Source organism: Streptomyces sp. NBC_01314, from assembly GCF_041435215.1.
Lineage (GTDB): Bacteria > Actinomycetota > Actinomycetes > Streptomycetales > Streptomycetaceae > Streptomyces.
In genome coordinates this window covers 7,915,386-7,930,106 of record NZ_CP108394.1, presented here as the reverse complement: position 1 = coordinate 7,930,106, position 14,721 = coordinate 7,915,386, and the positions used below count along the sequence as shown (strand labels likewise).

The window sequence follows — 14,721 nt, the reverse complement described above, 5'->3', positions numbered from 1 at the left end:
TCACTCGCCGAGTTCCCAGACCAGCACCTCGGCCGGGGCGGAGACGGCGACCAGTTCCAGTCCCTTCTCCCCCTCGGCCCGCACGGAGTCCCCGGGCCCCAGCTCGTACGGCCCGAGCCGCACCGCGCCCCGTACGACGTGCGCGTACGCCCGTGCCGCGTCCGGCACCGCGGCCCGCTCCCCCGCCGTGCCCAGCCGCCGGACGTGCAGCATGGCGCCCGCCTCGGGGACGGCGTACGGGGTGGAGTCGGCGATGCCGTGGACGATCTCGTACGCGGGGTCGCCGCCCGGGGCCGACGGGGCCAGCCACATCTGCACGAAGGTGAGCGGCACGGAGCCGTCGTTGCGCTCGACGTGCCGTACCCCGCCCGCGGAGCTGAGCCGCTGGACGTCGCCGGGGCGGACGACCGTCTCGTGGCCGGTGCTGTCGCGGTGGGTCAGCTCGCCCTCGACGACCCAGGTGACGATCTCGGTGTGGCTGTGCCGATGCTCGTCGAAGCCGGCACCGGGCGCGAGCCGCTCCTCGTTGCAGGCGATCACCGCGCCGAAACGGAGATTGTCGGGGTCGTAGTGCGAGCCGAAGGAGAAGGCGTGCAGGGAGGCGATCCCGGCCTCCGGATCCCCACCGGGGTAGCGCGCACCGGCACGCCGCAGATCCATCACGCACCCACGTTATCCCCGGCCCGAGCGCTGGGCACCGGCCGGCAGCCCCTGGCAGACACACACCCCCGGCAGACGCGCACCCCCGGCCCACGCACCCACGGCGCAGGCGAGCGCGGCGATAGGGCAGTCTTGTCCCGTGCCCGAACCCGAAACCAGCAGGCCCGAATCCGTACCGCCCGTCCACCCGCACATCGCGACATTGAAGCGGCTGGAGAAGTCGTCCGGGAGTCTCGCCGCGCAGGCCATCGCGCGGATGGACGAGACGCTGTCCTGGTACCGGGCGATGCCGCCCGAGAACCGGTCGTGGATCGGGCTGGTCGCCCAGGCCGGTATCGCCGCGTTCACGGAGTGGTTCCGGCGTCCGGACGCCCCGCAGGCCATCTCGACGGATGTGTTCGGGACCGCGCCGCGTGAGCTGACCCGGGCGATCACGCTCCGGCAGACCGTGGAGATGGTGCGCACGACCATCGAGGTCATGGAGTCCGCCATCGACGAGGTGGCCGCCCCCGGCGACGAGGGCGTGCTGCGCGAGGCCCTGCTCGTCTACGCGCGCGAGATCGCCTTCGCCACCGCGCAGGTGTACGCGCAGGCCGCCGAGGCACGCGGCGCCTGGGACGCCCGCCTGGAGTCCCTGGTCGTGAACGCGGTGCTCAGCGGTGAGGCCGACGAGGGGGCGGTGAGCAGGGCCGCCGCGCTCGGCTGGAACTCGCCCGACCATGTCTGTGTGGTCCTCGGCACCGCCCCGGACGGCGACAGCGAGCTGACCGTGGAGGCCATCCGGCGCGCGGCCCGGCACGCCAAACTGCAGGTGCTCACCGGTGTGCTGGGCGACCGGCTGGTGGTGATCGCCGGCGGCGACAACGACCCGTTGCAGGTCGCGAAGTCGCTGATCGGGCCGTATGCGCCGGGCCCGGTGGTGGCGGGGCCGATCGTGCCCGACCTGCTGGCCGCGACCCGGTCCGCGCAGGCGGCGGCCGCGGGCCTCAAGGCCTGCACGGCGTGGCAGGACGCGCCCCGCCCCGTTCTGGCGGACGATCTGCTTCCGGAGCGCGCCATCGCGGGCGACCCCAGTGCGCGCGAGCAACTGGTGGAGGAGATCTACAGACCACTGGAGGAGGCCGGCTCCGCTCTCCTGGAGACCCTCAGCGTCTATCTCGAACAGGCCTCAAGTCTTGAGGGCGCGGCCCGGATGCTGTTCGTCCATCCCAACACCGTGCGCTACCGGCTCCGACGTGTGACTGACGTCACCGGCTGGTCGCCCTCCGATGTACGCTCGGCCTTCACCTTGCGGATCGCGCTGATCCTGGGGCGTCTGGTCGATGGGGATCACCAGCTCTAGGGTTTTGTCGAAGGGCTACAAAACCCCTACGTGTTCTTCGTCCCTGTCCCCACGGGCGGCTGGAGCCGTCCTCAAGAGAGAGTGTGAGAGTGCTCGTACTCGTCGCTCCCGGCCAGGGCGCCCAGACGCCCGGCTTCCTGACTCCCTGGCTCGACCTCCCCGGTGCCGCCGACCGCCTCGGCGCGTGGTCGGACGCCATCGGACTGGACCTCGCCCACTACGGCACCGAGGCCGACGCCGACGCGATCCGCGACACCGCCGTGGCCCAGCCGCTGCTCGTGGCGGCCGGACTGCTGTCCGCCGCCGCCCTGGGTGACGTAGTGCCCGGCGCGGTCGCCGGCCACAGCGTCGGCGAGTTCACCGCCGCCGCGTTCGCCGGTGTCCTCGACGACACGGCCGCGCTGGCCCTCGTACGCAAGCGGGGCCTGGCCATGGCCGAGGCCGCCGCGATCACCGGGACCGGCATGTCGGCGCTGCTCGGCGGCGACCCCGAGGTGACGATTCCGCACCTGGAGAAGCTGGGGCTGACCCCGGCCAACGTGAACGGCGCGGGTCAGATCGTCGCCGCCGGCACCCTGGAGCAGCTGGCCGCGCTGGAGGCCGACAAGCCCGAGGGCGTACGGCGCGTGGTCGCCCTCAAGGTCGCCGGTGCCTTCCACACGCACCACATGGCCCCCGCAGTCGACACCCTCGCCAAGGCCGCCGAGGAGCTGTCGCCCGGGGACCCCGAGGTCACCTATGTCTCGAACAAGGACGGGCAGGCCGTCGCCACCGGCGCCGAGGTGCTCTCCCGTCTCGTCGGTCAGGTCGCCAACCCGGTCCGCTGGGACCTGTGCATGGAGACCTTCAAGGAGCTGGGCGTGACCGCCCTCGTCGAGGTGTGCCCCGGCGGCACGCTCACCGGTCTCGCCAAGCGCGCGCTGCCGGGCGTGGCCACGGTCGCGCTCAAGACACCCGACGACCTCGACGCCGCTCGCGCGCTCATCGCCGAGCACCAGAATTAGGAGCCCTGGACCTATGCCGAAGATCAGGCCGAGCAAGGGCGCCCCGTACGCACGCATCCTCGGTGTGGGCGGTTACCGTCCGGTCCGGGTGGTGCCCAACGACGTGATCCTGGAGAGGATCGACTCGTCCGACGAGTGGATCCGCTCCCGCTCGGGCATCGAGACCCGGCACTGGGCGAACGACGAGGAGACCGTCGCCGCCATGTCCGTCGAGGCGTCCGGCAAGGCGATCGCCGACGCCGGGATCTCCGCCGAGCAGATCGGCGCCGTCGTCGTCTCGACCGTCTCGCACTTCAGCCAGACCCCGGCCGTCGCCACCGAGATCGCCGACAAGCTCGGCACGAACAAGGCCGCCGCCTTCGACATCTCGGCCGGCTGCGCGGGCTTCGGCTATGGCCTGACGCTCGCCAAGGGCATGGTCGTCGAGGGTTCGGCGGAGTACGTCCTCGTCATCGGCGTCGAGCGGCTGTCCGACCTGACCGACCTGGAGGACCGGGCCACGGCCTTCCTCTTCGGTGACGGCGCCGGCGCGGTCGTCGTCGGTCCCTCCCAGGAGCCGCACATCGGCCCGACGGTGTGGGGCTCCGAGGGCGACAAGTCCGGAACGATCAAGCAGACGGTCCCGTGGAACGAGTACCGGATCGGTGACCTGGAAAAGCTCCCGCTCGACCGCGAGGGCAACGTCAAGTTCCCTGCGATCACGCAGGAGGGCCAGGCGGTGTTCCGCTGGGCCGTGTTCGAGATGGCGAAGGTCGCCATGGAGGCGCTGGAGGCCTCCGGACTTTCGCCGGACGATCTGGACGTCTTCATTCCCCATCAGGCCAACGAGCGGATCATCGACTCGATGGTGAAGACACTCAAGCTGCCGGAGCATGTCACGGTCGCCCGTGACGTGCGCACCACCGGCAACACCTCGGCCGCCTCGATCCCGCTCGCGATGGAGCGGCTCCTGGCGACCGGTGAGGCGAAGAGCGGCGACACCGCGCTCGTCATCGGCTTCGGGGCGGGTCTCGTGTACGCCGCGACGGTCGTTACCCTCCCCTAGGCATCCCGCTGCCGGATCTTGTGGTCCGGCGCGGGAAATGCACAACCTGCCGCTGACGCGGCAGGCCGCCCCACCCTCTGAACACTCTGGAAACTACGAAGGAGCGCCTGACATGGCCGCCACCCAGGAAGAGATCGTCGCCGGTCTCGCCGACATCGTGAACGAGATCGCCGGCATCCCGGTCGAGGACGTCCAGCTGGACAAGTCCTTCACCGACGACCTGGACGTCGACTCCCTGTCCATGGTCGAGGTCGTCGTCGCCGCCGAAGAGCGCTTCGACGTCAAGATCCCGGACGACGACGTCAAGAACCTCAAGACGGTCGGCGACGCGACCGCCTACATCCTGAAGAACCAGGCCTGATCCGCGGATCGGGTTCGGACCGGTCCTGACCGGCCCGTTTGCCCCGCCACCCGGCGGTGGCGCCGCTGATCCTCGTAACCGTTGGAGAAAATTCCCGTGAGCTCGACCAATCGCACCGTGGTCGTCACCGGTATCGGCGCAACCACACCGCTGGGTGGCGACGCGACTTCCACCTGGGAGGGACTGATCGCCGGCAAGTCCGGTGTCCGTCCCCTGGAGCAGGAGTGGGCCGCCGACCAGGCGGTCCGTATCGCCGCGCAGATCGCCGTGGAGCCGTCCGAGGTCATTCCCAGGCCGCAGGCCCGCCGTCTGGACCGCTCGGCGCAGTTCGCGCTGATCGCGGCCAAGGAGGCATGGGCCGACGCCGGTTACACGGAGACCTCGGCCGACGAGGGCACCGTCGACGCGGACCGCGTCGGCGCGGTCATCGCCTCCGGTATCGGCGGTGTGACGACACTGCTCGACCAGTACGACGTGCTGAAGGAGAAGGGCGTACGCCGCGTCTCCCCGCACACCGTCCCCATGCTGATGCCCAACGGCCCGTCCGCCAACGTCGGTCTGTACGTCGGCGCGCGCGCCGGTGTGCACACCCCGGTCTCCGCCTGCGCGTCGGGCGCCGAGGCCATCGGCTACGCCATCGAGATGATCCGCACCGGCCGCGCCGACGTCGTGATCGCCGGTGGCACCGAGGCCGCCATCCACCCGCTGCCGATCGCCGCGTTCGGCAACATGATGGCGATGTCCAAGAACAACGAGGACCCGCAGGGCGCCTCCCGTCCGTACGACACCGGCCGTGACGGCTTCGTCCTCGGCGAGGGTGCCGGTGTCGTCGTCCTGGAGTCGGCCGAGCACGCGACGGCGCGGGGTGCCCGGGTCTACGCCGAGGCCGTGGGCCAGGGCATCTCCGCCGACGGCCACGACATCGTGCAGCCGGAGCCGGAGGGGCGGGGTATCGCGCAGGCCCTGAAGCACCTGATGGAGAACACCGACCTGGACCCGGCGGAGATCGTGCACGTCAACGCGCACGGGACGTCGACGCCGGCCGGTGACATCGCCGAACTGAAGGCGCTGCGGAAGGTGTTCGGTGACGACACCGACCACTTCGCGGTGTCCGCGACGAAGTCCATGACCGGGCATCTGCTCGGCGGTGCCGGTGGGGTGGAGACGGTGGCGACGGTGCTCGCGCTGTACCACCGGGTGGCTCCGCCGACGATCAATGTGAACAACCTCGACCCCGAGGCCGAGGCCAACGCCGACATCGTGCGGGGTGAGGCCCGCAAGCTGCCGGTGGAGGGCCGCATCGCCGCCCTCAACGACTCGTTCGGGTTCGGCGGGCACAACGTGGTGCTGGCGTTCAGGAGCGTTTGATCGCTGACGCGAGTGCGGCCCGGATCCCTTTCAGGGGTTCGGGCCGCAGCTGTTCGTACGTCGGGGCGGGCTTGTGGACGCTGGTCGCGCGGTCCTCTACACCACCTGGTGCAGCCAGCGGACCGGGGCGCCCTCTCCCGCGTGGCGGAACGGCTCCAACTCGTCGTCCCAGGGCTTGCCGAGGAGTTTGGCGATCTCGGCCTCCAGGTCGGTCTCGCCGCGCTGGGAGCGGGTCAGGGCGGCCCGGAGGCGGTCCTCGGGGATGAGGATGTCGCCGTGGATGCCGGTGACGGCGTGGAAGATGCCGAGGTCGGGGGTGCAGCTGTAGCGCTCGCCCTCGGCGGTGGCGCAGGGCTCGGCGGTGACCTCGAAGCGGAGGAGTTGCCAGCCGCGCAGCGCGGACGCGAGCTTGGAGGCGGTACCGGCCTCGCCCTGCCAGGAGAACTCGGAGCGCCAGGTGCCCGGGGCGGCCGGCTGCCGGATCCAGTCGAGGTTCACACGCGTCCCGAGAACACCCGCGACGGCCCACTCGACGTGCGGGCACAGCGCACGCGGCGCGGAGTGCACGTACAGGACTCCACGTGTCGTCACCGGGGGCCTCCACAGAGCAGGACAGTTTGCGATTCGACGGATCGGCAGTGGCGGAGCGGCCACGTGGCGAGGCTACCGTGCGGTGGGGCAAGGAGTGTGACGTACCGTCGGAGCCAACGCCAGGATGCGGCGCTGTTTCACCCGGCGGGACGCGTGCCGGACCCCCGGGCGGGGGTACGGGGTTGTCCCCGGGAAGACACAGCCACCTGAGGGGACGCCTGTGCGGGACGAAACAGTTGCGCCTTCCGCCGCACCGTTCTCATCACCGTCCTCGTGGCCCCTCTCATCGCCGCTCTCATCACCGTCCTCGTCGCCCTTCTCAGCTGGTCTCCTCGTGTCGGGAACTCTCGCGCGTTGTCATGGGTGGGAACTTGCACGTGTAGGACCGACGAGGGGACCAGGGAATGCGGAAGCGACGTCACCGTTCGAGGGCGGTGTTCGGCGCGGCCTTGGCGGCGGTCCTGCTGGCCGTGACCGGCTGTGACGCCACCGGTGGCGACTCCCCCGGCCCGAAGGGGACGGAGTCGAAGGCCAGTCCCTCCGCATCGCCCACCCCCGCCTGGGACAGCACCCCCGAGTCGCTGGCCGCCGTCGGCGACTCCATCACCCGCGGCTTCGACGCGTGCCAGGTGCTCTCCGACTGCCCCGAGGTGTCCTGGGCGACCGGCAGCGACGCCTCGGTCGACAGTCTCGCCGTACGGCTGCTGGGCACGGCCGGAGCTGCACAGCGGAGCTGGAACTACGCGGTGACCGGGGCCCGGATGGCCGACCTGCCGAGCCAGGTGGCCCGGGCGGTGTCCCGTAAGCCGGAACTGGTCACGGTGATGATCGGCGCGAACGACGCGTGCCGTGCGACCGCCGCCGACATGACCCCGCTCGCCGACTTCCGCGCCGACTTCGAGGACGCGATGACCTCCCTGCGGGACAGCCTGCCCAGGACGCAGGTGTTCGTGGCGAGCGTGCCGGACCTGAAGCGGCTGTGGTCCAAGGGCCGTACGAACCCGGTCGGCAAGCAGGTCTGGAAGCTGGGTATCTGCCCGTCCATGCTGGCCGACCCCGACCTCCTCACCACGGCGGCCGGCCAGCGGCGCGACGCCGTCCAGGACCGGGTGGAGGAGTACAACGACATCCTGCGCGAGGTGTGCGCCGAGGACCGCTACTGCCGGTACGACGGGGACGCCGTCTTCGACTACCGCTTCGGGCAGACCCAGCTCAGCCAGTGGGACTGGTTCCATCCGAGCGTGGACGGGCAGGCCCGGCTGGCGGAGATCGCGTACCGGATCATCAGCAGGAAGGGCGCGTGACCTGGGGTTCTGCCGTGGCCTAGGGTTTCGCTCATGAGTGAACTTTTCGGCACACTTTCCGACGGCACGCCCGTTCACCGCTGGACGCTGGAGCGGGGCGGCACCCGGGTGCGGATCCTGACGTACGGCGGGATCGTGCAGTCGGTGGAGGTTCCGGACCGTCATGGGCGGTCGGCGGACGTGGTGTTGGGGTTCGCCGACCTCGACGGGTACCTCCGCCACCAGGGGCCGTTCTTCGGGGCGCTCATCGGCCGGTACGCCAACCGGATCGCCGGGGGGCGGTTCACCCTCGACGGGCAGGCGTACGAGCTGGCGCGCAACAACCCGCCGAACTCGTTGCACGGTGGCCCGCTCGGCTTTGACAAGCGCGTGTGGGAGGCGGAGGGCGTCGAGGGCGCGCCCGGAGTACGGCTGTCGCGGGTGAGTCCGGACGGGGAAGAGGGCTTTCCGGGGCGGCTGGAGGTCTCCGTCACGTACACGCTGGAGGAGGACGGGAGTGCGCTGCGGATCGCGTACGAGGCGGTCACCGACGCGCCGACCGTCGTGAACCTCACCAACCACTCGTACTGGAATCTGGCGGGGGCCGGCACCGGGAGTGCGGGTGGGCACGAGCTGTGGATCGCCGCGTCGCGGGTCACGCCGGTGGACGCGGATCTGATTCCGACAGGTGAACCGGCGGAGGTGGAGGGGACCCGGTTCGACTTCCGGGTGGCTCGGAAGGTGGGGAGTGGGTACGACCACAACTTCGTGCTCGACAAGGGGGTCACGGGGAGCGCGGAGGTGGTGGCCGAGCTGTGGGAGGCGGGGTCGGGGCGGGTGTTGAGGGTGGCCACGACCGAGCCGGGGACGCAGCTCTATACGGCGGATCATCTGGAGGGCGCGTTCGGGCCCGGGGACGGGATCGCGTTGGAGACGCAGCACTTCCCTGATTCGCCGAACCGGCCGCGGTTTCCGAGTACGGAGCTGCGGCCGGGGGCGGTTTACCGGTCGGAGACGGTGTATGGGTTCGGGGTGCGTTCGTAGGTTCTTCGGGTGCGGGTGCGGGTGCGGGGGCGGGGGCGAGTGGGGGGCGGGTGCGTGCGGGGGCGTGGGGGCTGGTCGCGCCCACGCTGCGGAGCCGCACATCGACACGGCCCCCGCACCCCTGGCGGAGCCGCCGGTCGCTATGCCTCGATCGTCGCGGTAACGCGGCGGTCCTCGATCGAGCGGCCCGCCTCCACCTCGTACGAACCCTTCACGTATGCCCATGAGTTGGCCGTCTCGTCCCAGATCTCGAAGGCTCGGCGCGGGAGGTGGATGACCGCCTCCGCCGTCTCGCCGGGGGCCGCCGCCACCGTCGCGAAACCTGCCAGCCAGCGGGTCGGGCGGTTGTCGTCCGGGGTCGTGGGGGCCAGGTAGAGCTGGATGGTCTCTCGGCCTTCGCGTGTGCCCGTGTTGCGGACTCGTACCGTCGCCGTCGTGCCCGTCACCTCGATGGACTCGTACGTCCAGTCGGTGTAGCCCAGGCCGTGACCGAAGGGGTACGAGGGGGTCGCGGTGTGCTTGTCCCAGGCTCGGTAGCCGATGAAGACATCCTCGTCGTAGGGGAGTTCACCGGAGGTCGGGGCGACCCGGGTGACGGGGGCGTCCGGGAGGGAGCCCCAGGTGGTGGGGAGGCGGCCGCCGGGCTCGTGGGTGCCGGTGAGGACGTCGGCGAGGGCGGCGCCGCCCTCCTGGCCGGGGAACCAGGTGAGGAGGACAGCGGCGACGTCGTCGCGCCACGGGAGTTCCACCGGGGAGCCGGAGTTGATGACCACGACGGTGTCGGGGTTGGCGGCGGCCACCGCGCGGACCAGGTCGTCCTGGCGGCCGGGGAGGTCGAGATCCTTGCGGTCGAAGCCCTCGGACTCGACGCGGTCGGTGGTGGCGACCACGACGACGGCCGTGTCGGCGGCGCGGGCGGCCTCGACGGCCTCGGCGATCAGGTCGTCGGGGTCGGCCTGCGGGTCCTGGTGGCAGAGGGCGAAGGTGATGACCTTGAAGGGGGCGTCGGCTGGGAGCGCCACGACGTGGGTGAGGGAGATGTCGACGGGGGTGCCCGCCGTCAGTTCGACCTGGGCCTGGGGGACGGGTGCGCCGAAGAACGACACGAAGGGGTCGTCCGTGTCGGTGGTCTGGACGTCGTCGAAGTGGGTCGTGCCGTCGACGGTGAGGGTGAAGGCGCCCAGGCCCTTGATGCCGAAGGTGTGCGTGCCGGTCTCGCGCGGGGTGAAGGTGCCGGTCAGCTCGACGGTGTGCAGGGTGGCATGGGTGACGCCGTCGGGGAGGTCCGAACCCATCCACTGGATCTGGCCGTTGGGGGCGGAGCCGGTGCCGAGGACCGTGCCGGTGGTGTCGCGGCAGACGGCCCGGAGGGCGAATCCCTTGTCGGCGACGGCGAGTTCCTCGTTGGGGTCCGCGCCGACGGCGTACGTCAGCGCGCCCTCGGGGAGGGCGGTGGTGAGGCCATCGAGGGGGGAGACGACGCGGGAGGGGAAGACCGTGGCGGAGCCGCCGCCGAGGATGCGGGCGTCGCGGGCCGCGGCGCCGATGAGCGCGACCGTGGCGCCGGGTTTCAGGGGCAGCGTCGCCCTGCCGTCCCGTACCTCGTTGCGGACGAGGACGAAGGACCGGCGGGCGATCTCGCGGGCCAGGGCCTCACCGTCGACCGGGGCGGGGAGTTCGGTGACCACCGGGTCGGCGCCCTCCAGGATGCCGACGCGGGCGGCCAGACGCAGGACCCGGCGGACCGCCTCGTCGACCTCGGCCTCCTCGACCTCACCCGCGCGGACGGCGGTCGCCAGGGCCTCGCCGTAGACGGTGACCGGGCCGGGCATGGCCACGTCGAGGCCGCCGGTGAGGGCGCCGGCCGTGGAACGGGCGGCCATCCAGTCGGAGACGTTGTAGCCGTCGAAGCCCCACTCGCCGCGCAGGACCTCGTTCACGAGGTAGCGGTGCTCGGTCATCGTGGTGCCGTTGACCGTGTTGTAGGCGGTCATGATGCCCCAGGGGTGGGCGTTCGCCACGATCGCCTCGAAGGGTGCCAGGTACAGCTCGCGCAGGGCGCGTTCACCGACCAGGTTGTTCACCGTGAAGCGGTCGGTCTCGGCGTCGTTGGCCACGAAGTGCTTGACCGTGGTGCCGACTCCGCCGGACTGCACACCGGTCACATAGCCCGAACCGATCTCGCCCGTGAGGTACGGGTCCTCGCTGTACGCCTCGAAGTGGCGGCCGCCCAGCGGGGAGCGGTGCAGGTTGACCGTGGGGGCGAGGAGGACGTGGACGCCCTTGCGGCGGGCCTCCTGGGCCAGCAGCACGCCTGCCCGGCGGGCGAGTTCGGGGTCCCAGGTGGCGGCGAGGGCGGTCGGCGAGGGCAGCGCGACGGACGGGTCGTCGGCGGTCCAGCGCACCCCGCGTACACCGATGGGGCCGTCGGACATGACGAGGGAGTCCAGGCCGATCTCGGGGAGGGCGGGCAGGGTCCACATGTCCTGGCCGGAGAGGAGCCTCGCCTTGGCGTCGAGGTCCAGCCTGGCCAGGGCCTTGTCCACGGCCGCTTCGCGCGTCTCGTCGGCCGGGGTGGGGTGGGTACCCGGGTATGCCGCCATCGCGGTGCCTCCTCGTCGAGTCCGATCTGTCTCCCCATCGTGCATCCATTACCTGTAGATCGGTAGGTTTCGTTATCTTGACGTTATATTTCGCGCCGCTCGGTGGGGCAGGATGCCGATACGGTGACGGCATGAGCGGCATGAGCGGCACCAGCAGGACCCGGGGCGTCAGGGGTGCGGAGCGGCGCGCGGAGATCGTGCTGGCGGCCCTGGAAGTGATCGCCGAACGCGGTTACCGGGGCGCGAGCATGGCCGCGATCGCCGAACGCGTCGGGCTCACCCAGCAGGGGCTGCTGCACTACTTCCCCACCAAGGACGCGCTGCTCGTCGCCGTCCTGGAGGAACGGGACCGGTGGGACGCCGTGCCCGACAGCGCGCTGCGGCTCGACCTGCTGGGCTCCCTCGTCGAGTACAACGCCATGCGGCCCGGCATCGTCCAGACCTTCTCCGCCCTGCTCGGCGAGAGCGTCACCGAAGGGCATCCCGCGCGGGAGTTCTTCACGGAGCGGTACGGGCGGGTGCGGGGGGCCATGGCGGAGGTGCTGCGCACCGAGTACGGCGACCGGCTGCCGAGCGGACTCACGCCGGAGCGGGCGGCGCCGCTGCTGGTGGCCGTGATGGACGGCCTGCAGTACCAGTGGCTGCTGGACCCGGAGGCCGTGGACATGCCGGGGGCGTTCCGGGACTTCCTGGCGTTGCTGGGCGAGGACGTGGGCTGAGGCCGGCCGTTCGCGACGTGCGGCCGGACATCGCGCTTCCACCGGCTTGTACCGGTGGCGAACATGGCGTGCGCCCCTTCCGTCACGCGATACTGCCGCCGTCCGGAGCGACTCCCCCACGGCACGACAGCGACGGAAGGACCCGAACTCCCTTGATCTCCCTGCTGACTTCCCGCCCGCCGGCTTCCCGACCGGCTTCTCTACGCGGACGCGCACCCGCACCCGCACCCGCACGCGCACGCGCACGCGGAGCGACGATCGGACTGGCAGCCCTGCTGGCCGGTCTCTGCGCCCCCACCTCCGCCTCTGCCTCCGCATCTACTTCTGCCTCCGCCTCGCTCTCGGCCTCTTCGGCGGCGGCACTCACCGTCGAGGAACAGCGGCTCGACCGGGCGGTGCCTCAGGAGATCCTGCGGCGGTCCGAATTCGACAGCGTGGCCCCGGGGTTCGGGCGGGCGCTGGACGGGGCGCGGTCGTACGCGCAGGCCGAGCGGATCGTCGTACGGCAGGGTGCGCGGTTGTGGACGCGGGCCGTGGACCGGGCGCAGGGGCGGGGGTCGGCCGACGGTGATCTGAGCCGGGACGACGACCGGCCCTTGTACTGGGCACGGTTGGGGATGACGCGGGAAGTACGGGGATGGGAGCCGGAGTTCGAACTGTCCGATCGTCAGAGAGCCGTGTTGCTCGGCAAGTTGGAGCGGTCGTCGCGCGGGCAGGACTCTCTTCGCTATCCCCGGGGCGGCAAGGGCGTGAAGCGGATTCTCGTCACCGGGTTCGATCCGTTCACGCTGGACCGGGACGTGCGGATCTCCAACCCGTCCGGGGCCACGGCCCTCGCCCTCGACGGAACGGTGATCCGGACCGCCGACGGACCCGCGCGCATCGAGACGGCCGTCTTCCCCGTCCGCTGGCAGGACTTCGCCGACGGCACGGTCGAGCGCACCCTCCGTCGGCAGTTGCCGCGCGTGGACCTCTTCGCGACCGTCAGCCAGGGCCGGGTGGGCCGTTTCGACGTCGAGCGGACCAACGGGGCCTGGCGCGGCGGCTTCGCCGACAACGACAACATCGGCCGCACCGGGACCGTCCCGGTGACCGACCCCGCCACCCAGCCCCAGTGGACGACCACGACCCTGCCGTACGCGGACATCATCGCCGCGAACACCGGCCGCTTCCCGGTGTACGACAACACGAGCGTGACCGAGATCCCGGCGGGCGGCACGGCGGCGGTCGTACGGCCTGACGGACCGACGCCGGGATCGACCGCGCGGGCCGGAGGCGGCGGCGACTACCTCTCCAACGAGATCGCCTACCGGGCGACGCTCCTGCGCGACCGGCTGGGGCTGGGCGCCTCCCTGCCGGGCGGGCATGTGCACACGCCCGTCCTGCAGTTCGGCGCCGGCAACACGAACCCGGCGACCGGGACGGTCACCGATCCCGAGTTCGTACGCAACCGGCTGGACATCATCGCGCAGGTGCGGGCGATCGTGACCGTGGCGGTCAATGGCTCGACCGTGTGATCCATCGGGCCACGGACGGCATCCGTGCCGCCGCCGAGGACGCGAGAGCGGACGGCCCGGGGTACTGCACGTCTCTGAGGCAGGGGGCCGCCCCTGGGGCCGTGTCAGGCGTGCCAGTGCCCGGGGTTCAGGCGCCGACCTCGGGCTTGCGGAACATGGGGTTCGGGTGGCCGACGGGGGCGTGGTTCCGCTCGTCCTCGTCGGTCGTCTCCTCGCCGAGCAGGTCGCGGGCCATGAGGGTGGCGCCCGCGACCGCGCCCGGCATCAGGAAGACGGCGACGAACGGCACCAGGAAGGAGAGGGCCAGCGGGGTGCCGAAGCCCCAGATGAGCATCTTGCGGGAGCGCAGGAGGGCGAGGCGGTCGCGGAGTTCGACGCTGCGGCGCTGGAGGGCGACGGCGGTCAGTTCCTCGGTGAGGAAGAAGCCGGTCACGAAGAAGCCGACCACGGGGACGACGGTCTGGCCGATGAACGGGACGAAGCCGAGGCCGAAGAGCAGGACGGCCCACAGGAGCGCCCGCCCGACGACACGGAGGCTGTCCCGGCCGGAGATCCACAACTCCTGCCACAGCGGCAGGTCGGACTCCGGTGCGGAGCCGTCCGGTGAGACGTCCCGGTCGACCTTCTCCGAGAGGTTCTCGTAGAAGGGCTGGCCGATGAGGAGGGTCACGGCGGTGAAGGTGATGACCGCGAGGGCCAGGGCGAGCGCGAACAGGACGGCGGTGAGGAAGCCGCGGAAGAGGCCCGGCCAGGGGCTGGACCAGTCGTCCGCGAAGGGGGTGGCCCAGGTGACGAAGTCCGGGCCCCAGACGGCGAGTGCCACCAGGGCGCCGAGGTAGAGGACGAGTGTGATCAGGCCTGGGATCAGGCCGAAGCCGTACTGCTTCCCGTGCCGGGCCACCCAGCGTTGGCCCTGGACGAGGTACTGGAAACCCACCCCTAGATCGCGCATGAGACGAACTTTACTGAAGGGGGTTTGGAACTGCTGGCGTTGGAGTGCGTTCAAGAGCGTTCTGGTGGGCGGGAGTGAGTGTGGGTGGGCTGTGTCGTTTCGTGTACCTCGGCCGTGGGGTCGGTTCTCGGTGGTGAACTGACGTTCCTCCGTCGAATGCGTGACCTTCATGAGTGCTGCTCGTTTCCCAGGGCGACGGGGTCTTCGGGTGGCATCGGGCGGGGGTGACGGG

13 protein-coding genes are annotated in these 14,721 nt (G+C 71.2%); 9 read left to right on the top strand and 4 right to left on the bottom strand.

Annotation, left to right across the window (positions count from 1 at the left end; all coding sequences use genetic code 11):
- Positions 1–663, bottom strand: a complete 663-nt coding sequence (locus OG622_RS34910; RefSeq protein ID WP_371580617.1) for a pirin family protein — start codon at positions 661–663, stop codon at positions 1–3.
- A 136-nt stretch (positions 664–799) separates the two neighbouring features.
- On the opposite strand from OG622_RS34910, the gene fasR reads away from it, so the two are divergent.
- From fasR to fabF, 5 genes are all read left to right on the top strand, one after another.
- Positions 800–2,002, top strand: a complete 1,203-nt coding sequence (gene fasR, locus OG622_RS34905) for a fatty acid biosynthesis transcriptional regulator FasR (protein WP_371580616.1) — start codon at positions 800–802, stop codon at positions 2,000–2,002.
- Between the two features lie 89 nt (positions 2,003–2,091).
- The gene (locus OG622_RS34900) at positions 2,092–3,006 is read left to right on the top strand and encodes an ACP S-malonyltransferase (protein ID WP_371580615.1); all 915 of its coding nucleotides are present in this window, start codon (positions 2,092–2,094) and stop codon (positions 3,004–3,006) included.
- A 13-nt stretch (positions 3,007–3,019) separates the two neighbouring features.
- A complete protein-coding gene (locus OG622_RS34895) occupies positions 3,020–4,051 on the top strand; it encodes a ketoacyl-ACP synthase III (protein ID WP_371580614.1) in 1,032 nt (343 codons plus the stop codon).
- A gap of 112 nt (positions 4,052–4,163) precedes the next feature.
- Positions 4,164–4,412, top strand: a complete 249-nt coding sequence (locus OG622_RS34890; RefSeq protein ID WP_371580613.1) for an acyl carrier protein — start codon at positions 4,164–4,166, stop codon at positions 4,410–4,412.
- 96 nt (positions 4,413–4,508) lie between these two features.
- Positions 4,509–5,780, top strand: coding sequence for a beta-ketoacyl-ACP synthase II (gene fabF, locus OG622_RS34885; protein ID WP_371580612.1), 1,272 nt, complete (start codon positions 4,509–4,511; stop codon positions 5,778–5,780).
- A 96-nt stretch (positions 5,781–5,876) separates the two neighbouring features.
- Here the strand turns inward: fabF and OG622_RS34880 are convergent, their stop codons facing one another.
- The gene (locus tag OG622_RS34880; protein WP_371580611.1) at positions 5,877–6,371 is read right to left on the bottom strand and encodes a DUF3145 domain-containing protein; all 495 of its coding nucleotides are present in this window, start codon (positions 6,369–6,371) and stop codon (positions 5,877–5,879) included.
- Positions 6,372–6,775: 404 nt separating this feature from the next.
- On the opposite strand from OG622_RS34880, the gene OG622_RS34875 reads away from it, so the two are divergent.
- Positions 6,776–7,675 (top strand): SGNH/GDSL hydrolase family protein, encoded by a 900-nt coding sequence (locus OG622_RS34875; RefSeq protein ID WP_371580610.1) that lies wholly within the window; start codon positions 6,776–6,778, stop codon positions 7,673–7,675.
- A 33-nt stretch (positions 7,676–7,708) separates the two neighbouring features.
- A complete protein-coding gene (locus tag OG622_RS34870) occupies positions 7,709–8,698 on the top strand; it encodes an aldose epimerase family protein (RefSeq protein WP_371580609.1) in 990 nt (329 codons plus the stop codon).
- Positions 8,699–8,838: 140 nt separating this feature from the next.
- Here the strand turns inward: OG622_RS34870 and OG622_RS34865 are convergent, their stop codons facing one another.
- Entirely contained in the window at positions 8,839–11,301 is a 2,463-nt protein-coding gene (locus tag OG622_RS34865; RefSeq protein WP_371580608.1) for a glycoside hydrolase family 3 protein, read from the bottom strand.
- Between the two features lie 131 nt (positions 11,302–11,432).
- On the opposite strand from OG622_RS34865, the gene OG622_RS34860 reads away from it, so the two are divergent.
- On the top strand, positions 11,433–12,020 hold the full coding sequence (locus OG622_RS34860) for a TetR/AcrR family transcriptional regulator (RefSeq protein WP_371580607.1): 588 nt from the start codon (positions 11,433–11,435) through the stop codon (positions 12,018–12,020).
- Between the two features lie 257 nt (positions 12,021–12,277).
- Positions 12,278–13,537: a pyroglutamyl peptidase gene (locus OG622_RS34855; RefSeq protein ID WP_371584312.1), complete on the top strand. Its 1,260-nt coding sequence runs from the start codon at positions 12,278–12,280 to the stop codon at positions 13,535–13,537.
- Positions 13,538–13,664: 127 nt separating this feature from the next.
- Here OG622_RS34855 and OG622_RS34850 read toward each other — a convergent pair whose 3' ends face one another.
- The gene (locus OG622_RS34850; protein ID WP_371580606.1) at positions 13,665–14,489 is read right to left on the bottom strand and encodes an EI24 domain-containing protein; all 825 of its coding nucleotides are present in this window, start codon (positions 14,487–14,489) and stop codon (positions 13,665–13,667) included.
- Positions 14,490–14,721 lie beyond the last annotated feature (232 nt).

Excerpts from the sequence above, each read along its gene's own strand:
- OG622_RS34895 (WP_371580614.1), top strand. The coding sequence starts at position 3,020 with ATGCCGAAGATCAGGCCGAGCAAGGGCGCCCCGTACGCACGCATCCTC.
- OG622_RS34890 (WP_371580613.1), top strand. The coding sequence starts at position 4,164 with ATGGCCGCCACCCAGGAAGAGATCGTCGCCGGTCTCGCCGACATCGTG.
- OG622_RS34875 (WP_371580610.1), top strand. The coding sequence starts at position 6,776 with ATGCGGAAGCGACGTCACCGTTCGAGGGCGGTGTTCGGCGCGGCCTTG.
- OG622_RS34870 (WP_371580609.1), top strand. The coding sequence starts at position 7,709 with ATGAGTGAACTTTTCGGCACACTTTCCGACGGCACGCCCGTTCACCGC.
- OG622_RS34865 (WP_371580608.1), bottom strand. The coding sequence starts at position 11,301 with ATGGCGGCATACCCGGGTACCCACCCCACCCCGGCCGACGAGACGCGC.
- OG622_RS34860 (WP_371580607.1), top strand. The coding sequence starts at position 11,433 with ATGAGCGGCATGAGCGGCACCAGCAGGACCCGGGGCGTCAGGGGTGCG.
- OG622_RS34850 (WP_371580606.1), bottom strand. The coding sequence starts at position 14,489 with ATGCGCGATCTAGGGGTGGGTTTCCAGTACCTCGTCCAGGGCCAACGC.